At 39.1% G+C, this 20,429-nt stretch carries 17 protein-coding genes; 11 read left to right on the top strand and 6 right to left on the bottom strand.

Features of this window, described 5'->3' with window-relative positions:
• Nucleotides 1-130: 130 nt before the first annotated feature.
• Nucleotides 131-658, bottom strand: a complete 528-nt coding sequence (ssb1, locus tag F1325_RS17135; RefSeq protein ID WP_088494417.1) for a single-stranded DNA-binding protein SSB1 — start codon at nucleotides 656-658, stop codon at nucleotides 131-133.
• A 252-nt stretch (nucleotides 659-910) separates the two neighbouring features.
• Here ssb1 and uvrA point away from each other — a divergent pair, with 252 nt between their 5' ends.
• The 3 genes from uvrA (at nucleotide 911) to F1325_RS17120 (ending at nucleotide 7,159) form a co-directional block, all read left to right on the top strand.
• Nucleotides 911-3,745 carry an excinuclease ABC subunit UvrA gene (uvrA, locus tag F1325_RS17130; protein ID WP_109373159.1) on the top strand — a complete coding sequence of 945 codons (2,835 nt, stop codon included), beginning with the start codon at nucleotides 911-913 and terminating at the stop codon, nucleotides 3,743-3,745.
• Between the two features lie 668 nt (nucleotides 3,746-4,413).
• Nucleotides 4,414-5,745: an amino acid permease gene (locus F1325_RS17125; RefSeq protein ID WP_109373160.1), complete on the top strand. Its 1,332-nt coding sequence runs from the start codon at nucleotides 4,414-4,416 to the stop codon at nucleotides 5,743-5,745.
• A gap of 64 nt (nucleotides 5,746-5,809) precedes the next feature.
• On the top strand, nucleotides 5,810-7,159 hold the full coding sequence (locus F1325_RS17120; RefSeq protein WP_109373161.1) for a serine dehydratase subunit alpha family protein: 1,350 nt from the start codon (nucleotides 5,810-5,812) through the stop codon (nucleotides 7,157-7,159).
• A 106-nt stretch (nucleotides 7,160-7,265) separates the two neighbouring features.
• On the opposite strand, the gene F1325_RS17115 is transcribed toward F1325_RS17120, so the two are convergent.
• From F1325_RS17115 to dnaB, 3 genes are read right to left on the bottom strand one after another with little or no spacing between them, the layout of a single operon-like run.
• Nucleotides 7,266-8,462, bottom strand: a complete 1,197-nt coding sequence (locus F1325_RS17115; RefSeq protein WP_109373162.1) for an aromatic amino acid transaminase — start codon at nucleotides 8,460-8,462, stop codon at nucleotides 7,266-7,268.
• Between the two features lie 53 nt (nucleotides 8,463-8,515).
• Nucleotides 8,516-9,607 carry an alanine racemase gene (alr, locus tag F1325_RS17110; protein ID WP_160230758.1) on the bottom strand — a complete coding sequence of 364 codons (1,092 nt, stop codon included), beginning with the start codon at nucleotides 9,605-9,607 and terminating at the stop codon, nucleotides 8,516-8,518.
• Nucleotides 9,608-9,647: 40 nt separating this feature from the next.
• Nucleotides 9,648-11,057, bottom strand: coding sequence for a replicative DNA helicase (dnaB, locus tag F1325_RS17105; RefSeq protein ID WP_023583065.1), 1,410 nt, complete (start codon nucleotides 11,055-11,057; stop codon nucleotides 9,648-9,650).
• A 155-nt stretch (nucleotides 11,058-11,212) separates the two neighbouring features.
• Here dnaB and F1325_RS17100 point away from each other — a divergent pair, with 155 nt between their 5' ends.
• Nucleotides 11,213-12,196 (top strand): quinone oxidoreductase, encoded by a 984-nt coding sequence (locus F1325_RS17100; RefSeq protein ID WP_109373165.1) that lies wholly within the window; start codon nucleotides 11,213-11,215, stop codon nucleotides 12,194-12,196.
• Nucleotides 12,197-12,386: 190 nt separating this feature from the next.
• Nucleotides 12,387-12,701 carry a hypothetical protein gene (locus F1325_RS17095; protein ID WP_167514946.1) on the top strand — a complete coding sequence of 105 codons (315 nt, stop codon included), beginning with the start codon at nucleotides 12,387-12,389 and terminating at the stop codon, nucleotides 12,699-12,701.
• A 46-nt stretch (nucleotides 12,702-12,747) separates the two neighbouring features.
• Here F1325_RS17095 and dusA read toward each other — a convergent pair whose 3' ends face one another.
• Entirely contained in the window at nucleotides 12,748-13,782 is a 1,035-nt protein-coding gene (dusA, locus tag F1325_RS17090; RefSeq protein WP_160230757.1) for a tRNA dihydrouridine(20/20a) synthase DusA, read from the bottom strand.
• Between the two features lie 204 nt (nucleotides 13,783-13,986).
• Here dusA and F1325_RS19595 point away from each other — a divergent pair, with 204 nt between their 5' ends.
• From F1325_RS19595 to potD, 6 genes are all read left to right on the top strand, one after another.
• Nucleotides 13,987-14,091: a CbrC family protein gene (locus F1325_RS19595; protein ID WP_109373310.1), complete on the top strand. Its 105-nt coding sequence runs from the start codon at nucleotides 13,987-13,989 to the stop codon at nucleotides 14,089-14,091.
• 161 nt (nucleotides 14,092-14,252) lie between these two features.
• On the top strand, nucleotides 14,253-15,539 hold the full coding sequence (locus tag F1325_RS17080; protein WP_109373213.1) for a S8 family peptidase: 1,287 nt from the start codon (nucleotides 14,253-14,255) through the stop codon (nucleotides 15,537-15,539).
• Nucleotides 15,540-16,085: 546 nt separating this feature from the next.
• Nucleotides 16,086-17,201, top strand: coding sequence for a spermidine/putrescine ABC transporter ATP-binding protein PotA (potA, locus tag F1325_RS17075; RefSeq protein ID WP_098941766.1), 1,116 nt, complete (start codon nucleotides 16,086-16,088; stop codon nucleotides 17,199-17,201).
• Entirely contained in the window at nucleotides 17,185-18,045 is an 861-nt protein-coding gene (potB, locus tag F1325_RS17070) for a spermidine/putrescine ABC transporter permease PotB (RefSeq protein ID WP_109373214.1), read from the top strand. Before potA ends, potB begins: the two co-directional genes overlap by 17 nt.
• The gene (potC, locus tag F1325_RS17065; RefSeq protein WP_036934543.1) at nucleotides 18,042-18,821 is read left to right on the top strand and encodes a spermidine/putrescine ABC transporter permease PotC; all 780 of its coding nucleotides are present in this window, start codon (nucleotides 18,042-18,044) and stop codon (nucleotides 18,819-18,821) included. The genes potB and potC overlap by 4 nt, the downstream gene beginning before the upstream one ends.
• Nucleotides 18,822-18,933: 112 nt before the next feature.
• The gene (potD, locus tag F1325_RS17060; RefSeq protein ID WP_109373215.1) at nucleotides 18,934-19,977 is read left to right on the top strand and encodes a spermidine/putrescine ABC transporter substrate-binding protein PotD; all 1,044 of its coding nucleotides are present in this window, start codon (nucleotides 18,934-18,936) and stop codon (nucleotides 19,975-19,977) included.
• A 149-nt stretch (nucleotides 19,978-20,126) separates the two neighbouring features.
• Here potD and F1325_RS17055 read toward each other — a convergent pair whose 3' ends face one another.
• On the bottom strand, nucleotides 20,127-20,429 hold the full coding sequence (locus F1325_RS17055; protein WP_023583055.1) for a helix-turn-helix domain-containing protein: 303 nt from the start codon (nucleotides 20,427-20,429) through the stop codon (nucleotides 20,127-20,129).

The following is a 20,429-nucleotide window of genomic DNA, read 5'->3' as shown; positions in this document are numbered from 1 at the left end:
AACCTTTGTGTAAAGTGGGGTTTTGTGAAAATAACTTTTCATGGTGATCTATCATGATCATCAACAAAAAACCCAGCCTAAGCTGGGTTAATTTTTTAGATGGTTTTAGATAATTTTTTCTGAAATATGATCAGAACGGAATATCGTCATCAAAATCCATTGGTGGTTCATTGTTTGGTGCTGGTGCTGCTGCGGGTTGTTGTGCAGGACGAGATTGTGCGCCACCGCTAAATTGTTGTGATGCTTGTGGCTGTTGTGGTTGACCCCAACCGCCTTGGCCGCCTTGTGAAGGTGCGCCATCTTGACCACCACGGCCACCTAACATCTGCATTGAGCCACCGATATTGACCACAACTTCAGTGCTATATCTGTCTTGACCGCTTTGGTCTTGCCATTTACGTGTTTGTAATTGACCTTCGATATAAACTTGTGAACCTTTACGCAGATATTCGCCTGCAATTTCTGCCAGTTTGCCGAAAATTACCACACGGTGCCACTCGGTTTTTTCTTTCATTTCACCGGTTTGTTTATCGCGCCAGCTTTCTGATGTTGCCAGTGTCAGGTTTGCAACTGCACCACCACTTGGCATATAACGGATTTCTGGATCCTGCCCTAAATTACCGATAAGAATAACTTTGTTTACGCCTCTGCTCGCCATGTGCGGTACTCCTGCGAAAGTAAATTTTTTGAAATCATAAGCGAATAAGTTTATCACGTACGCTAAAATTTGAATATGACGCGTGATGAATTTCTCATTTGTGAACATTGTCGAAATTTTTTTGTCTCAAAATGACAGGTTTTCATCGTCATTCAATTTCACTATATATACTGTATATCCATTCAGTTAACTTTGTGTCATAATTATCCGATTCTTTCTTTTTCGGCGACTCTCTCAATCCGGGATATGTTCATGGATAAAATCGAAGTACGGGGCGCTCGCACCCATAATCTAAAAAATATCAATTTGGTCATTCCCCGCGATAAACTTATTGTTATTACGGGACTTTCTGGCTCTGGTAAATCCTCTTTAGCCTTTGATACGCTTTATGCAGAAGGACAGCGACGCTATGTCGAATCGCTTTCTGCCTATGCTCGTCAGTTTCTTTCGTTAATGGAAAAGCCTGACGTTGATCACATCGAAGGTTTGTCTCCCGCTATTTCGATTGAGCAGAAATCTACGTCGCATAACCCGCGTTCGACTGTGGGAACGATTACAGAAATTCACGACTACCTACGGCTCTTATTTGCGCGCGTTGGTGAACCTCGCTGTCCTGATCACGATATTCCATTAGCCGCTCAAACAGTTAGCCAAATGGTTGATAATGTACTTGAGCAGCCAGAAGGCAAGCGCTTAATGCTGTTAGCGCCTGTAGTGAAAGAGCGTAAAGGCGAGCATATTAAGTTACTCAATAATCTTGCTGCCCAAGGTTATATTCGTGCGCGTATTGATGGTGAAGTGTGTGATCTTTCTGATCCGCCGACATTAGAATTACAGAAAAAACATACCATTGAGGTGGTGATTGACCGTTTTAAAGTGCGTGACGATCTTGCCCAACGTTTAGCAGAATCTTTTGAAACTGCATTAGAACTTTCTGGTGGCACTGCTGTTATCTCTGATATGGATGATAGCAATGCAGACGATATTATTTTTTCTGCAAACTTTGCCTGTCCTGTTTGTGGTTATAGCATGAGCGAGCTAGAGCCTCGTTTATTCTCTTTTAATAACCCTGCTGGGGCTTGCCCAACTTGTGATGGCTTAGGTGTTCAGCAATTTTTTGATCCTGAATTAGTGATCCAAAATAGAGAGATTTCTCTTGCTGGTGGTGCAATTAAGGGATGGGATCGCCGTAACTTCTATTATTTCCAAATGCTTCGCTCATTGGGTGAACATTACCATTTTGATGTTGAAGCGCCGTTTGATTCGTTACCAGATAATATTCAAAAAGTTATTTTAACGGGTTCAGGCAAAGAGAATATTGAATTTAAATACACAAACGATCGTGGTGATGTCGTTGTTCGTCATCATCCTTTTGAAGGCGTATTAAATAATATGGAACGCCGTTACCGCGAGACAGAATCAAGCGCGGTACGTGAAGAACTTTCTAAGTATATTAGTAATCGTCCTTGTGCTTCATGTGGTGGTACGCGTTTACGCCGTGAAGCGCGCCATGTGTATGTTGAAAATACTACATTACCTGAAATTGCAGATTACAGCATTGGTCATGCGATGACCTTTTTCCAAAATCTCAAGCTCAGTGGTCAACGAGCAAAGATCGCAGAAAAAGTCTTAAAAGAGATTGGTGATCGACTAAAATTTTTGGTCAATGTAGGCTTAAATTACCTCACACTTTCTCGCTCGGCTGAAACCTTGTCAGGCGGTGAAGCGCAACGTATCCGTTTAGCCAGCCAGATTGGTGCTGGATTAGTTGGCGTAATGTATGTCTTGGATGAACCTTCAATTGGGTTACATCAACGAGATAACGATCGTCTACTTGAAACATTGATCCACTTACGTAATTTGGGTAACACGGTGATTGTTGTTGAACATGATGAAGATGCTATTCGTGCAGCAGATCATGTTATCGATATTGGCCCAGGCGCGGGCGTTCACGGTGGTGAAATTGTTGCTCAAGGTACGCTTGAAGATATCATCAATAATCCGAATTCATTAACAGGCAAATTCTTAAGCGGTGAACGCCGTATTGCTATTCCAGAGCAACGCGTTCCGATTGATCGTGAGAAAATGCTGACGATTTTAGGTGCTAAAGGTAATAACCTAAGAAACGTAAATCTGAAATTACCTGTGGGTTTATTTACCTGCATTACGGGCGTTTCAGGATCAGGTAAGTCAACGTTAATTAACGATACGCTATTCCCTATTGCACAACGCCAATTAAATGGTGCTACAAATAGTGTTCCTGCACCTTATTTAGACGTTGAAGGTTTAGAGCATTTCGATAAAGTCATTGATATTAACCAAAGCCCGATTGGTCGAACACCTCGTTCAAATCCAGCAACTTATACAGGGGTATTTACACCTATTCGTGAGTTATTTGCGGGTGTACCTGAATCGCGTACTCGTGGTTATACGCCAGGTCGTTTCAGTTTCAACGTAAAAGGTGGTCGTTGTGAGGCTTGCCAAGGTGATGGCGTAATAAAAGTTGAGATGCACTTTTTGCCTGATGTTTATGTACCTTGCGATCAATGTAAAGGTCAGCGTTATAACCGTGAAACCCTTGAAATAAAATATAAAGGAAAAAACATTCACGAAGCGTTAGATATGACCATTGAAGAGGCAAGGGAGTTCTTTGATGCTGTGCCAGCGCTGGCTCGTAAGTTACAAACATTGATTGATGTTGGTCTTTCTTATATTCGCTTGGGGCAATCAGCAACGACTTTATCGGGTGGTGAAGCACAGCGAGTTAAGTTAGCAAAAGAGTTGTCAAAACGTGGTACGGGACAGACTCTTTATATTCTTGATGAGCCTACAACAGGGCTTCACTTTGCTGATATTGAGTTGTTACTTGAAGTACTTCATCAATTACGTGATCAAGGTAATACCATTGTTGTTATTGAGCACAATCTTGATGTGATCAAAACAGCGGACTGGATTGTGGATCTTGGTCCTGAAGGCGGAAGTGGTGGCGGTCAAATTTTAGTGTCAGGCACACCAGAGCAAGTCGCAGAGTTTGAAGGCTCACATACTGCAAGATTCTTAAAACCAATCTTAGAGCGCGGTTATTAAGATCACACCGCTTATTCCCTTATGATCTAAGCGCTACGAACAATAAACTCTTTACGGTTTGTAGCGCACTTTCTTCAAGAAAAGTAAATCCATGGGATATGATAGAATTTAATTCTATCGAAAAAAGTATTCTCTTTGGGTTATACACTTCCTTATCTATTTTTATCTTATTAGCCGCCTATTTTTATAAAAAACAGATCAAATGGTTAATTATGCTGTTTAGTAACAGTATTTTAACCAAATACGAGATAACAAAGCTAAATAGAAAGGATTATCATAGTATATCGTGATAGACAGCACAGTTTATTTGGTGATTTGTTTCAATTGTTATACTTGACTATTATTGTATAACAATAGGTATTTTTCATTATTAATCAATTATTTATTTGTTTATAAAGGTTACAATAGAGGGAAGGTTATTATTTACTATGCTCTTTGAACAGATAATCCTATTTTTCTCCTTACGATAGAATTTTTTTCCAAATCATTTCGGGCTATCACGATTTATAACAACTTTTTTCTCCGTAATATTCCCTATCATTTACCCATAATAAATAATACCTGCAAAGAGTAAGGCTATTTCGACATCGCAATGTTAGATAGACTTTTTTTACCCCCAAAAATTCGTTTTGCTATTAACAATTACAATATAAAAAGTGAGTACTAATATGGAAACGGCTTCCTCAAAAATAGAGACAACAAGCTATCCCGCAACTAGTGCTGGCGCTCGCCGCGCAGGTATGACAGAACAAGAATGGCGTGCTGCAATTAAATTCGACGGCAATGATGTGGGCTGGGTTATCATGAGTATCGGTATGGCTATCGGTGCAGGTATTGTGTTTTTACCTGTACAGGTAGGTCTGATGGGATTATGGGTTTTCCTACTATCCTCGATCATTGGTTATCCTGCGATGTACCTTTTCCAACGCCTATTTATTAATACGTTGGCTGAATCTCCAGAGTGTAAAGACTACCCAAGCGTTATCACCGGTTATCTCGGTAAAAACTGGGGTATTTTATTAGGAGCACTCTACTTTGTGATGTTAGTCATTTGGATGTTTGTTTACTCAACGGCAATCACCAATGACAGTGCTTCTTACTTACAAACATTTGGTGTTACGGAAGGTTTACTGTCAGAAAACCCATTCTATGGTTTGATCTTGATTTGTGCTTTAGTCGCTATCTCTTCTCGTGGTGAACAATTACTGTTTAAAGTATCAAGCTTTATGGTACTAACTAAACTGTTTGTTGTTGCCGCGTTAGGGATCTCCATGATTGGTATGTGGCATCTTTATAACGTGGGTGCATTACCACCCGCTGGACGTTTAATCAAAGAAGCAATCATTACATTACCTTTTACCCTGACTTCAATTCTGTTTATCCAAACATTAAGTCCAATGGTTATCTCTTACCGTGGTCGTAATAAAAACCGTGAAGTTGCTCGCCACAAAGCGTTACGTGCAATGAACATCGCGTTCGGTGTGTTGTTCTGTACTGTTTTCTTCTATGCAATCTCATTCACATTAGCAATGGGTCATGATGAAGCAGTTAAAGCGTATGAACAAAATATCTCTGCATTAGCGATTGCTGCAAAATTCTTCCCTGGTGGTTGGGTAACTGTTGTAAGCGTTATGCTAAATATCTTCGCCGTAATGACTGCATTCTTTGGTGTTTACCTAGGTTTCCGTGAAGCGACACAAGGGATCGTTATGAATATTCTGCAACGCTATATTCCAGCAGAAAAAATCAACCAAAAATGGGTACAAAACGGCATCATGATTTTCGCCGTGCTTTTAGCATGGGGAGCAATCATCCTGAATGCGCCAGTACTGAGTTTTACCTCAATTTGTAGCCCAATCTTCGGTATGGTGGGTTGTCTTATCCCTGCATACTTAGTGTACAAAGTACCAATGTTACACAAATACAAAGGTGCGTCGCTCTACCTGATTATTTTTACCGGTTTACTGCTCGTTATCTCTCCGTTCTTGGCATTCTCATAGTCGCCAACTTCGGTTCTAGTTAGGCGTTGTTTTTAAAAACTAAATTAATCCAAGGTGTTAGATTATGAGCCAGAACAAAAATTCTCATTTATGGTCACAGTTTGTTCGTCAGTTACGTGAAGGTGTTAAGCCAGCAGTAGGTTGTACTGAGCCAATTTCATTGGCATTGGCAGCAGCGAAAGCAACTGCGCTTTTAGGCGAGCCTGTTGTTCGTGTCGAAGCTTGGGTTTCACCAAACTTGATGAAAAACGGAATGGGCGTAACAGTGCCGGGAACGGGAATGGCTGGGCTACCTATTGCAGCAGCATTAGGTGCGACAGGAGGAGATCCTGAGGCTGGGTTGGAGGTCTTGTTAAAAGCATCCGCTGATGCAGTTGCTCAAGCTAAAACACTGGTTGCTCAAGGTAAAGTCACAGTGGGTGTAAAAGCACCTTGTGAAGATGTTCTTTACTCTGAAGCGAAAGTGTATAGCCAATCTGGTTATGCCATCGTCAGTATCGCAAGGGAGCATACACATGTTGTTCGTTGTGAATGTAACGGTAACGTTGTTTTTGAGGAAGATAAATCAGCGCTTACCAATAATTGTGAATGTACTGATGAAAAACCTTTTACTGATGTTTGTGCTGAAGATATCTATAATTTCGCACTTAACGTGCCAGTGAGTGAAATTGAGTTTATGCTCAATGCTGCTCGTTTAAATGGCGCTTTATCAGAAGAGGGACTACAAAACACCTATGGATTAGCCATTGGTCGTACTTTAATTCTGCAACAAGAGAAAGGTTTGTTAGGTAAAGACTTACTTAATGAAATCATGATCAGAGCATCAGCTGCATCTGATGCTCGTATGGGGGGGGCGGTATTACCTGCAATGAGTAATTCAGGCTCAGGTAATCAGGGTATTGCCGCAACATTGCCTGTAATGGTGGTTGCTGAATTTATTAAAGCCGATGATGAAACCTTACTGCGTGCATTGGTTTTATCTCACTTAATGGCAATTTATGTTCATAGCCATTTTCCACCACTTTCCGCTCTTTGTGCTGCAACAACCGCTTCAATGGGAGCAGCCGCAGGAATGGCATGGTTACTCACAAAAGATTTCACCACTGTCAGTATGTCTATCAACAGTATGATTGGTGATATCAGTGGCATTATCTGTGATGGTGCATCGAATAGCTGTGCAATGAAAGTATCAAGTAGTGCAGCGAGTGCCTATAAAGCAGTATTAATGGCGATGCAAAATCAAAGTGTTGCGGGTACTGATGGTATTGTCAGTGACGATGTCGATAGTTCAATAGCGAATCTCTGTGCATTAGCCAGTCGTGCAATGCAACATACAGATATTCAAATCATTGAGATTATGGAAGAAAAAGCGCGTCGTAATGCTGGGGAAAAGAAGCAAGCTGTCAATATATAAAAGGCGAAAACCTAAAGCGACAGTGATGTTGTGATGCAGTAAAAAGAAATACCTGCTTATAAAAAATAGGCAGGTATTTTTTTATCATGGAATTGCGTTGATTAGATTAAATACTCACAGCCGCAAAGGCTTGCGCAATGCGCTGAACATTACTTGTATTAACACCTGCCATACAAACACGGCCAGTACCGACAAGATAAATACCAAATTCGTCACGTAATCTATCAACTTGCGCTTGTGTAAAGCCGGTATAGCTGAACATACCGCGTTGAGTTAATAGATGATCAAAATTCTTTTCAGGCAGAGCAACTTTTAAAGCTTCGACTAAAGTAACGCGCATCTCTTTAATGCGATCACGCATATGCGCGACTTCTTTTTGCCATTGTGCAGTTAAAACTTGGTCTGATAGCACTTTATTGACAATTTGCGCACCATAGTTTGCAGGGCTTGAGTAGATACGACGTACACCTGCTTTCAACTGACCTAATACATGTTCGCATTCAGTGGCATTTTCACACACAATTGATAAGCCGCCAGCACGTTCACCGTAGATCCCAAATATTTTTGAAAAAGAGTTACTGATAAGTATCGGTAATCCTGCTTTTGCCATAGTACGAATAGCGTAAGCATCTTCATCTAGATTTTCAGCAAAGCCTTGATAAGCAATATCTAAGAATGGAATTGCTTGGCGAGCTTTTAATACTTCAGTGACTTGATCCCATTGATCTTTAGTCAGATCAGAACCTGTTGGGTTGTGGCAACATGGGTGCATCAATACGATGCTTTTTTCAGGCAGCTTTTTAAAGCAATCGAGTAGAGCTTCAAATTTTACGCCTTTGGTTTCAGGATCAAAGTATGGGTAATAATTTACCTTGAAACCCGAGCCCGCAAAAATAGAAGCATGATTATCCCAAGTCGGATCACTTATCCACACTTCTGATCTTGGGAAATAGCGATGCAGAAAATCAGCACCTACTTTTAATGCGCCTGATCCACCTAATGTTTGGATTGTGGCAATTTTCTTTTCTGCAATTAGAGGATTATCTGCACCGAAAAGGAGATCTTGAATTTCGCTGCGATAAGGCGCCAGCCCTTCCATTGGTAAATAAAGTGTTGCGGTGGGGGTCATGGCATTAAGTTGCTGACGCGCAACAGAAACTGTTCCTAAAATAGGGGTCTTGCCTTCTTCGTCATAATAAAGACCAATGCTTAAATTAATTTTATCCTGACGTGGGTCTTTGTTATAAACATCCATCAATGAGAGAATCGGATCTCCCGGAAACGCTTCAACCTGTTGAAACACGGCTTCTTCTCCAATCACTTTTAGTGTGTCATAGGGATACAATATCGTCTGTATTATTGTTCGTCTAGGTATTCCATGATGACGCGCGAGGTTAATTTCGTAATCAACTCATAGGCGCTAATACCACTATATTTGGCAATTTCTTCTACGGGCAATACATCTCCCCATAAAATTGCTTCATCACCAACACTATCAACCAGTTCTGTCCCCAAATCGACGCTGATCATATCCATTGAGACTCGACCAACAATAGGTACTTTTCGACCATTGATCCACACAGGCGTACCTGAAGGTGCGCTACGAGGATAGCCATCGCCATAACCAATCGCGATCACACCAAGATAAGTGTCTTTTTCACTTATCCATGTACCACCATAACCAACAGGCTCACCCGCTTTATGTTTACGAACGGCAATCAGGCTTGTTTTCAGTGTCATTGCAGGAGTTAAGCCAAAATCTTTACCTGTTCTTTCATCACCAGTAGGAGAGATACCATAAGTAATAATACCGGGGCGAACCCACTGATAATGGACTTGAGGCCAAAATAAAATACCAGCAGAAGCGGCGATAGATTTATCACCGGCTTTATCTTGAATAAAATCTTGAAATAGTGAGATTTGTTTTTGTGTTACTTCAGGAACATCTGGCTCATCAGCGCGACTAAAATGGCTTACAATATTGACAGGTTGTTGTACATTTTTGCAGGCAGAAAGTCGTAAATAGAAGGCTTGTGCATCTTCAGGCCGCACTCCTAAACGGTGCATCCCCGTATCAATTTTCATCCATACTTTGACCGGTTCATCTAAGTTTGCCTGTTCTAATGCTTCTAATTGCTCTTGGCTATGAACAACCGTTTCAATGTGATTGACGACTAAAATAGGTAGGTCAGCGACATCAAAAAAGCCCTCTAACAGAAGAATGGGTTTTACAATTCCCCCACTTCGTAAGGTTAATGCTTCACCAATACGCGCAACACCAAAACAATCAGCATTGTCCATTAAGGTATATGCTGTTTCTAATAACCCATGACCATAAGCGTTTGCTTTCACGACAGCTATCAGGTGGCTATGTGGGGCATAGTCTCTCACATGCTGAAAATTGTGACGCAGAGCGCGGCGATCTATCACTGCGGTTGCCGCTTTCATATTATTCCAATACTTCCTTTCATTAAGTCAAGGTTAGTGATTATTCATCATCGTAAGCAGGACCAGCATAGTTATCAAAACGTGACCATTGACCGTTAAAGGTCAGCCTTACTGTACCAATTGGGCCGTTACGTTGTTTACCGATGATGATTTCTGCAACCCCTTTTAAATCACTACTTTCGTGGTAAACCTCATCACGATAAATAAACATGATAAGGTCAGCATCTTGCTCAATAGAGCCTGATTCACGTAAGTCGGAGTTAACAGGGCGTTTATCAGCACGTTGTTCCAAACTACGGTTTAACTGTGATAAAGCAACCACAGGAACTTGTAATTCTTTAGCTAACGCTTTTAAAGAACGAGAAATTTCAGCAATTTCTAATGTTCTATTTTCAGATAATGAAGGTACTCTCATTAGCTGCAAGTAGTCAATCATGATAAGGCTTAAACCGCCATGTTCACGATAAATACGACGAGCGCGAGAGCGAACTTCTGTTGGTGTTAAACCCGATGAGTCATCGATATACATATTGCGTTTTTCAAGCAAAATACCCATGGTGCTTGAAATGCGCGCCCAATCCTCATCATCAAGCTGCCCTGTACGAATTCTTGTCTGATCGACACGAGATAATGATGCCAACATACGCATCATGATTTGGTTGCCGGGCATCTCTAAACTGAAGATAAGTACGGGTTTTTCTTCCGTCATTGCCGCATTTTCACATAAGTTCATGGCAAATGTGGTTTTACCCATAGAAGGACGTGCAGCAACAATAATTAAATCTGACTTTTGTAATCCTGCGGTTTTTTTATCCAGATCTTGATAACCACTGGAAACCCCTGTGACACCATCATGAGGCTTTTGATAGAGCTGTTCTATCTTTTCAACCGTCTCTTCTAAAATAGCGTCTATTGCTTTAGGGCCTTCATCTTTATTGGCTCTTGTTTCAGCAATTTGGAACACTCTTGATTCAGCAAAGTCGAGTAGATCTTCACTGGTGCGTCCTTGAGGATCAAAACCTGCATCTGCAATTTCGTTGGCAACTTTTATCATATCGCGAACAACCGCACGCTCTCGGACGATATCCGCATAAGCGTTGATGTTCGCCGCACTTGGCGTATTTTTTGAAAGTTCGGCTAAATAAGCAAAACCTCCTACACTGTCTAACTCCGCATTTTGTTCTAATGCTTCGGATAGCGTAATAAGGTCGATAGGCTTGCCTAATTCCAACAAACGTTGCATTTGCGAGAAAATAGTACGATGAGGTCGGCTATAAAAATCTTCGGCGGTAACGCGTTCAGAAACATTATCCCAACGTTCATTATCTATCATCAGACCGCCTAACACGGACTGCTCTGCTTCCAGCGAATGGGGAGGTAGCTTTAATCCCTCCATTTGTCGGTCTTTAATATCAGACATCAGCTTGTCAGTGGTCTTGTTTCTGGCCATAAATCCTGCATAAAATCGAAAAAGTATCAGTCAGCGTATTAGTATACGCTAACCCAATTATCTGTGCCTTGTAGAAATAGCTATCCTTTGTCATTATCTCCAAAGGTCTTTTTGCGCTCGCTTATTTAACCTCTCATCCTACAAAGGAGATAGTAATGGCTAATCGTATTCAATTTGCAACTCATGGCGATGCAGATATTCTTGAGTTAGCAACATTTACACCAGCTCCTCTTGGCGATCATGAAGTTCAAGTTGCCAATAAGGCAATTGGTATTAACTATATTGATACTTATGTACGTAGCGGATTATATCCTGTAAGCCAATTCCCAAGTGGATTAGGCACTGAAGCTGCGGGCATTATTATCAAAACAGGCGCTAAAGTGACTTCACTAAAAGAAGGGGACAGAGTTGTGTATGCGCAATCTCCGCTAGGGGCTTATAGCGATACGCATAATGTACCAGAAAATAAAGTAGCACGTCTGCCTGATAATATCTCTTTTGAACAAGCCGCAGCTTCTTTCTTAAAAGGATTAACAGTTTATTATCTCTTCAATGAAACTTATAAATTACAAGCGGGCGAAACCTTCTTATTCCACGCAGCTGCTGGTGGCGTTGGTTTAATTGCCAGCCAATGGGCTAAGGCCATTGGTGCAAAAATGATTGGTACAGCAGGTAGCGATGAAAAAGTTGCCAAAGCAAAAGCCGCAGGTGCATGGGAAGTGATTAATTACCAGACTGAGTCGATTGTGGAACGTGTCTTGGCGCTAACTAATAACCAAAAAGTGCCTGTTGTTTATGACTCTGTTGGTAAAGCAACGTGGTTAGATTCGTTAGACTGCTTGCAACGCCGTGGCTTAATGGTGAGTTTTGGTAATGCATCAGGTGCCGTAACAGGTGTCGATTTAGGTATTCTTAATAAAAAAGGTTCTCTATATGTGACGCGCCCATCTATTTCGGGTTATATCACAACGCGTGAAGAGCTAGATGCTGCAAGTGAAGCGCTATTTGCATTAATTGGTAGCAGTAAAATTGATGTAAGTGTGCCAGATAATCAGAAATTTGCTTTAGCAGATGCGAAAGATGCTCATCGTTATCTTGAAAGTAGACAATCTCAAGGATCAAGTTTACTTATTCCTTAATTATTATTTGTAAAAACTAAAACCTATTTAAAATAAATTAAATAGGTTTTGAATATTTATTATTAATAAATATAAATAATTTCAAGTTTGATTATCAAAAAAAGCCTTATTTTTATTTTAGATTTATTTTTAACTCTATCTCTTTTAATTTACGTTTTCGTGATTTTTATTAATAGAATATGGAGTGTTTATGCAAAAAGATGAATTAAAGGATTTTATTGATTTTATTTATGAAGATAATAAAGTCAGTAATGTTGAATTACAATTTATTCGTGATGTCGCAGATGAAAAAACAGAAGAATTATTTAAACGCCTTGGTGAAAATAATAATTTATCTGCATTCCAAAAATCAATGGATGTATCAGTTCAATTAATGCAAAATGCTTTTTTTGATATTAAAAAGAAAGAAGGAACAGAAGAAGGTAAACGTGAAGTTAAAGAAGCATTTGAATTTCAAATTGCTTATTTAGTTGCAAACTATAATCGCTTCTTCTCATTACTTTAATGAAAGTAAAACCAGCCCAATGTGGCTGGTTTTATTTTTAATATCGTTATTTTTCAGTTACAAATTTAAGTGCATTTTCTAAAACAGATAAATCAGCGCCCTGTTTATGGGCATTTTCACTTAAATGACGTCGCCATTGTCTAGCACCTGGAATACCTTGGAAAATCCCCAACATATGACGTGTAACATGACCTAAATAAGTACCTTGTGAGAGCTCTTTCTCAATATAAGGATACATTGCTCTTACCGCAGTGACTGCATCGACAATAGGTAGCTGGTTGTCAAAAAGCTCATGATCAACATGCGTTAGAATTGACGGGTTTTGATAAGCCTCACGACCTACCATAACGCCATCCATATATTTTAAGTGCTCTTTGGCTTCTTCTAGTGACTTAATACCACCGTTAATTGCCATAGTGAGATGCGAGAAATCGCGTTTTAATTGATAAACACGAGGATAATCTAAAGGTGGAACTTCACGGTTCTCTTTTGGACTTAAACCCGATAACCATGCTTTACGGGCATGAATAATAAAGGTATCGCAGTTATTATCACGGCTAACAGTATCAATAAAATCACATAGAAATTCGTAGCTATCTAGCTCGTCAATACCAATGCGAGTTTTTACCGTCACAGGAATATCAACGACATCACGCATGGCTTTCACACAATCTGCAACGAGTTGTGCATCTCCCATTAAACAAGCACCAAAGCGCCCATTTTGTACGCGATCTGAAGGGCAGCCCACATTTAAATTGATTTCATCATAGCCACGCTCTTGTGCCAATTTTGCACATTGCGCTAAAGCTTGAGGATCGCTTCCGCCTAACTGCAAAGAGACTGGATGTTCTTCTTCACTGTATTTTAGATAGTCGCCTTTACCGTGAATGATGGCACCAGTTGTGACCATTTCAGTATAAAGCAGTGTATTTTTACTGAGCTGACGAAAGAAATAACGACAATGACGATCAGTCCAATCGAGCATCGGCGCAACAGAGAAACGGTTCAAATTATATGTATTTGAATGGCTATTAACATGATGATTTTCTGTTGGTTTATTGAGTTCTGTATTTTCTGACATGCTGTAATTCTTTCGTCTATTTAGGCGTTGCTACCCTTATTTTTTTGTGAGGGTAGAAAATGAGGGCGCATTATAGCATAGAGAATAACTAACGCATGGTGGATCTGATGTTAGAATTGTTTTAATGAACTCAAGAAGAGTCGTCAGAAACAGCAAAATAGGAACTTATATGCCAACAGAAAAAAGAGCATTGCCTTATTTTAAATTAAATATCATCCTGAACCGATAAAAACAGGAGCTTTTATCACAGATGATACCGTTATATGTGATTGTTGTGGAAAGCTACGCCTATATATTGATTTTAGTTAATGAACATCATTCAAATAATATTAAGTCTATTTTTTAGAACATAGGCTTGATATTTATTTTTATAAAATAGCCTATTTATATTATCTCTATTAAAAATGGAAATAGTCACTGCTCAAGGTTTTACGCTATAAAGCGAAAAAATAAAAAGAGGAGCATTGAATATGAACATTAAAAGAAAGATCCTTATAAAATTAAATAATCTTGATTATGATAATAAAAAACTGTCATTTTCTACTTCCCATGAAATGCATCATTCCCTTTTAACTAATATGCCTTTAGTTCCGATAATATCATCTGTTCATCAATTACCACCCAAAAATTATATTGATTCTATTTCAATAAACTTTAATGATCTAAATAAATATTATTACCTTAATTTACCAGAGAATAATCATTATTCTTTAGATGAAGTGATTAAAATATTACAACAACACCCTGATATTGAATATGTACAAACGGTACCGATACAACCTATTGAACCTCCTAATATTACGCCTGATTTTACTCAATATCAGCAATACTTAAATACGCCAGAAAAAACAGTGAATATTAATAAAATTAAAGGGTTAGGAATTTGTGAGGCATGGAAGCAAGAAGCATATGGGCAAGGAATACAAGTCGCTGATATTGAGTGGGATTTCAATCTTTCTCATCATGATTTATCAACGGATAATATTACGTCGTTATTACCATTTAATGAAAAAACCAGTCAGGCAGATCATGGTACAGCGGTTGCGGGATTAATAATGGGAAAAAATGATGGTAAAGGGATCACTGGACTCGCTTATAAATTAGATATGTTTTATGCCATCTCTGAATTAACTTGTGGGCGTATTGATGCGATTATTGCGAGTAAACGCATATTACATGCTGGTGATATTGTTTTATATGAAATGCAGACAATTTGTGAACATCAAGCTTATGTACCTGCGGATTATGAAATGCATATTTGGGAAGCGACTCGCGCATTAACAGATGCTGGGATCATTGTGATTATGGCAGCAGGTAATGGGGGCGTAGATCTGGATTTACCTGCTTATGAAAGTTACCGACAACGCCATGATAATAACTCAATACGTGTTGGTGCAGGTTCGCCTTATACATTAAATCGATTACCTTTCTCAACGCATGGTTCACCTATTCATGTACAAGCGTGGGGAGAGGATGTTGCAACAGCGGGTTATGGTGATCTGTTTCGAAGTGATGATAACCATACTTATACCGCTAATTTTAGTGGAACATCGTCAGCCAGTGCTTTAGTTGCGGGAGCCGCTGCTGTGATCCAATCTTGGTATAAAGACCGTACAAACAGTGTGTTAACGCCGATACAAATGCGTGACTTATTAATTAGAACAGGCACTTTTCCACTGTTAAATGACAAAATTGGTCCTTTACCGAATGCGAATAACGCAATTTTGTATTTAAAAAAATTAATAAAACGTCATTAAGCACAATAGTATTAATTCCCTTAACACCTCCTAAATATTAGGAGGTGTTATTTAAATTTCATCTATATGATATATAAAGTTTTTATCATCATAATAAGATGAGAATATAAAAAGAAGTGTAATTTAATAAACTTTTCTTGTATAAACAACGACCATAAAATTGCGTTGCAAATAAACGAGCTAATAAGTTTTTATAGGAAAATAAGGCGATTAGACAACTTCTAAGAGAAAATTTATTTAATTATAAACTTAATCGATTTTTACGATTTATATAAATTAATAGCATTATGATTTTATTGTGTTTTTAGCCTAAACCCTAAAGGGCATGGTTTATGATGAAAAACTTAAATATGAATAGTTTTTCATTGTTTATGCACCTTTTTGCTTTCAATTTCACGTCACTGCGTTTATCATTTTCCGCTTGTACTATACATACGGCGTCGCTGGTTTTGGGCTTCTGTGGAGCATAATGCTCCGGCAGCTCACACAGTCTTTTCCAGTGGCGGTTCTATCTGCATTATTCTTCGGGATAGAGTATTACCTTAAATGACTGAGAAAACATCTCTGACACCAGTTGTCGAATTAAAATCCTTAAGTAAAGGTTTCGACGGAAAACAAATTATTTCCCGCCTCGATCTCACTATCAACCATGGCGAGTTTTTAACCATCCTCGGTCCTTCGGGCTGTGGTAAGACGACGGTTTTGCGTTTAATTGCGGGTTTAGAAGACGTTGACGATGGGCAAATTATCCTTGATGGACAAGATATTACGGATATCCCAGCGGAACAACGTTTTGTAAATACGGTTTTTCAAAGTTACGCGCTTTTCCCACATATGACTGTTTTTGAAAACGTCGCATTTGGTCTTCGCATGCAGAAAACACCTGCTGATGAGATTAATATTCGCGTTGAAGAAGCATTGCGTATGGTGCAACTTGAAGATTTCGCACAACGTCGCCCAGCACACCTTTCTGGTGGACAACAACAACGTGTTGCGATTGCGCGCGCTGTTGTGAATAAACCAAAGGTCTTATTGCTTGATGAATCATTATCTGCACTGGATTACAAATTACGTAAGCAGATGCAAAATGAATTAAAAGCCTTACAACGTAAATTAGGGATCACCTTTATTTTCGTGACTCATGACCAAGAAGAGGCGCTGACCATGTCAGACCGGATCGTGGTGATGCGTGAAGGGCGTATTGAGCAAGATGGTACTCCGCGTGAAATTTATGAAGAGCCAACAAATCTGTTTGTTGCGCAATTTATAGGTGAAATTAATATCTTTGATGCGCGTGTGCTCCATCGTATTGATGAAACACGTATTCGTGCTGATGTTGAAGGTCATGAATGTGATATTTATACCACATTACCGGTGACACAAAATCAGCAACTCAAAGTATTACTTCGACCTGAAGATCTCCGTGTTGAAGAAATTCACGATCTTGAAAACCTTCCTGGGCTAATTGGTTATGTTCGTGAACGTAACTATAAAGGCATGACGCTAGATTCTGTTGTTGAAATGGAAAATGGCAAGGTGGTGATGGTCAGTGAATTCTTTAATGAAGATGATCCAGATGTTGATCACTCGTTAGACCAAAAAATTGCAGTAACTTGGGTTGAAAGCTGGGAGGTCGTACTGGCAGATGAAGAAAACACGTAAACTATTTCAAAACATCGTTATTACTGGTGTTGTGGGTTGGTTGATGCTGTTCGTCTTCTTGCCGAATATCATGATCATTGCGACCAGTTTTTTAACGCGTAATGATGCCAACCTTGTCGAGATGGTCTTTACACTCGATAACTACTATCGCTTATTTGATCCGATGTATGCAGAAGTGTTACTGCATTCTATTAATATGGCGGTAGTCGCAACATTAGCTTGTTTATTATTAGGTTATCCTTTTGCTTATTTCCTCGCAAAAATGCCTAAGAAAATACAGCCATTAATGTTGTTTTTATTGATTGTACCTTTTTGGACAAACTCGCTTATTCGTATTTATGGATTAAAAATATTCCTAAGTACGAAAGGTTATTTTAACGAATTCCTGTTGTGGATTGGACTTATTGATAAGCCACTCAGAATTATTTATACCCCAGAAGCCGTTGTGCTGGGGCTGGTTTATATTTTATTACCTTTCATGGTATTACCGTTATATTCCAGCATTGAAAAGTTAGATAAACCTTGTTTAGAAGCAGCGCGCGATTTAGGTGCTAATAAATTTCAAACCTTTATTCGTATTATTATTCCATTAACAATGCCGGGCATTATTGCGGGTTGTTTACTCGTGATGTTACCTGCGATGGGCTTATTCTTTGTTGCTGATTTAATGGGTGGCGCGAAAAACTTATTAATTGGTAACGTAATTAAGAGCCAATTCTTAAATATTCGTGACTGGCCTTTCGGTGCAGCCACAAGTATTTGTTTAACATTGGTGATGGGATTAATGCTGTTTGTGTATTACCGAGCCGTGAAGCTACTGCATAAGAAGGTAGAAATAGAATGATAGGACGGTTATTGCGTGGTGGATTTATGTCCATTATTTACGCGTATCTTTATATCCCGATCATCATTCTGATAGTTAACTCTTTTAACTCATCACGTTTCGGGATCAACTGGAAAGGCTTTACCACAGATTGGTACGCCATTTTATTTAATAATGACAGTCTGCTTCAAGCGGCAGGACATTCATTAACAATGGCGGTCACCTCTGCGACATTCGCCACATTAATCGGCTCATTAGCGGCGGTTGCACTTTATCGCTACCGTTTTCGTGGCAAAAAATTTGTCGGTGGTATGTTGTTTGTTGTCATGATGTCGCCGGATATTGTGATGGCGATTTCGTTACTTGTACTGTTTATGATCCTAGGTGTTTCATTAGGATTTTGGTCGCTTCTATTTTCACATATTACATTTTGCCTGCCTTTTGTTGTGGTGACTGTGTATTCACGATTAAGTGGGTTTGATGTAAAAATGCTGGAAGCTGCTAAAGATTTAGGGGCAGGTGAATTTACTATTTTACGTAAAATCATTATGCCTCTGGCAATGCCAGCAGTAGCTTCAGGTTGGTTATTAAGCTTTACGTTATCTATGGATGACGTTGTCGTTTCCTCTTTTGTGACAGGGCCAAGCTATGAAATTTTACCACTGAAAATTTACTCAATGGTAAAAGTGGGCGTTTCGCCAGAAGTGAATGCGCTTGCAACCATCCTTTTAGGTCTATCTTTAGTATTAGTATTAATTAGTCAGTTGATTTTAAGAGACAGAACTGGCAAAGCGTAAACATGCATTAGTGCGAGTTTCTCGTACTTTTTGGGGTCTTGAAGACCAATCTGTTGGAGGTAGGCTCGCTGCCTATTTGATATTAACGCATCAACCACTGAAGGAAACATAAATGAAAAAGTGGTCCTCAGTACTTGCTGCCAGCGTAATGGCATTAAGTATCGGCACAGCATCGGCTGATGATGGTAAGACATTATATTTCTACAACTGGACGGAGTATGTGCCGCCTGGTCTGCTTGAACAGTTTACGAAAGAAACTGGGATTAAGGTGATTTATTCCACCTATGAATCCAATGAAAGCATGTATACCAAGTTAAAGACCTATAAAGAAGGTGCTTATGACTTGGTGGTTCCTTCTACTTATTTTATTTCTAAAATGAGTCATGAAGGTATGCTACAAAAAATCGATAAATCAAAATTAACCAATTTTGATAATCTCGATCCTAGCCTCTTACATAAATCATTTGATCCAGAAAACGATTACTCCATTCCTTACATTTGGGGTGCGACCGCTATTGGTATTAATAGCGATGAAGTTGATGTGAGTAGCATTACTTCATGGGCAGATTTATGGAAACCTGAATATAAAGATAGCCTGTTATTAACCGATGATGCCCGTGAAGTTTTCCAAATGGCATTATTAAAATTAGGCTATTCGGGGAATACAACCGATCCTAAAGAGATTGAAGAAGCCTATAAAGAGCTACAAAAGCTGATGCCAAACGTATTGGCCTTTAATTCAGATAATCCTGCTAACCCTTATATGCAAGGGGAAGTCAATTTAGGGATGATTTGGAATGGCTCTGCATTTATTGCTCGCGAAGCTGGTGCACCTATTGAAATGGTGTGGCCAAAAGAGGGGGGTATTTTCTGGATGGATAGCTTAGCTATTCCTGCTAATGCCAAAAATGTCGAAGGTGCTCATAAACTTATCGACTTCTTATTACGCCCTGAAATTGCAGCAAAAGTGGCTGAAAACATTGGTTACCCAACACCTAATCTCGCCGCACAAAAGCTACTGCCAAATGTGATCACTAAAGATAATTCTCTTTATCCAACAGAAGAGATTATCAATAAAGGCGAATGGCAAAATGATGTGGGTGATGCGACAGTGTTGTATGAAAGCTATTATCAAAAATTAAAAGCGGGACGCTAATCGCATCTTATTTGCTAAAAAGCCACCTTTATAAAGGTGGCTTTTTTTATGTCGAAAAAGGCATAAGGTTTCCATTAAGTTAATAATAAAAATAAATGAGAGAGGTTGTGTAAGCCAAAGATAATTAAAGAAAATAAGCGTGACTTGTATTATTTTTTTATACAACATTCAGCAACAAGTCGACTGTTTTTTTCTTGCGTTTTGCGTTGTTGTTCAATATTAATTAAATAATTGCTCTGTAGAAAATAACTAATATGAACATCAAATTTTTCAGAAATCAGATAAATAAATTCAATACTTATCCTATTTGTTCCCCGTTCATAACGAGAAAGTTGTTGTTGGCTTATTCCTAACTCTTGAGCAAAAAGGGTTCCTGAGTATTTTAATTTCTTTCGTAAATGACGTATTCGTTGCCCTATACGAAAATTAATGGTTTTGCTGTTATCAATCAT

The sequence above is a fragment of the Proteus columbae genome (assembly GCF_009914335.1).
In the GTDB taxonomy this organism is placed as follows: domain Bacteria; phylum Pseudomonadota; class Gammaproteobacteria; order Enterobacterales; family Enterobacteriaceae; genus Proteus.
The sequence above is the reverse complement of the archived record's forward strand: the minus strand, read 5'-3'. Positions and strand labels throughout refer to the sequence as shown.

Coding starts and splice junctions, on each gene's coding strand:
- potC (WP_036934543.1), top strand. CDS start 18,042: ATGATAGGACGGTTATTGCGTGGTGGATTTATGTCCATTATTTACGCG.
- F1325_RS17100 (WP_109373165.1), top strand. CDS start 11,213: ATGGCTAATCGTATTCAATTTGCAACTCATGGCGATGCAGATATTCTT.
- potD (WP_109373215.1), top strand. CDS start 18,934: ATGAAAAAGTGGTCCTCAGTACTTGCTGCCAGCGTAATGGCATTAAGT.
- potB (WP_109373214.1), top strand. CDS start 17,185: ATGAAGAAAACACGTAAACTATTTCAAAACATCGTTATTACTGGTGTT.
- alr (WP_160230758.1), bottom strand. CDS start 9,607: ATGAAAGCGGCAACCGCAGTGATAGATCGCCGCGCTCTGCGTCACAAT.
- F1325_RS17125 (WP_109373160.1), top strand. CDS start 4,414: ATGGAAACGGCTTCCTCAAAAATAGAGACAACAAGCTATCCCGCAACT.
- uvrA (WP_109373159.1), top strand. CDS start 911: ATGGATAAAATCGAAGTACGGGGCGCTCGCACCCATAATCTAAAAAAT.
- F1325_RS17095 (WP_167514946.1), top strand. CDS start 12,387: ATGCAAAAAGATGAATTAAAGGATTTTATTGATTTTATTTATGAAGAT.
- dusA (WP_160230757.1), bottom strand. CDS start 13,782: ATGTCAGAAAATACAGAACTCAATAAACCAACAGAAAATCATCATGTT.
- F1325_RS17055 (WP_023583055.1), bottom strand. CDS start 20,429: ATGATTGATAACAGCAAAACCATTAATTTTCGTATAGGGCAACGAATA.
- F1325_RS17080 (WP_109373213.1), top strand. CDS start 14,253: ATGAACATTAAAAGAAAGATCCTTATAAAATTAAATAATCTTGATTAT.
- ssb1 (WP_088494417.1), bottom strand. CDS start 658: ATGGCGAGCAGAGGCGTAAACAAAGTTATTCTTATCGGTAATTTAGGG.
- F1325_RS17120 (WP_109373161.1), top strand. CDS start 5,810: ATGAGCCAGAACAAAAATTCTCATTTATGGTCACAGTTTGTTCGTCAG.
- potA (WP_098941766.1), top strand. CDS start 16,086: ATGACTGAGAAAACATCTCTGACACCAGTTGTCGAATTAAAATCCTTA.
- dnaB (WP_023583065.1), bottom strand. CDS start 11,057: ATGGCCAGAAACAAGACCACTGACAAGCTGATGTCTGATATTAAAGAC.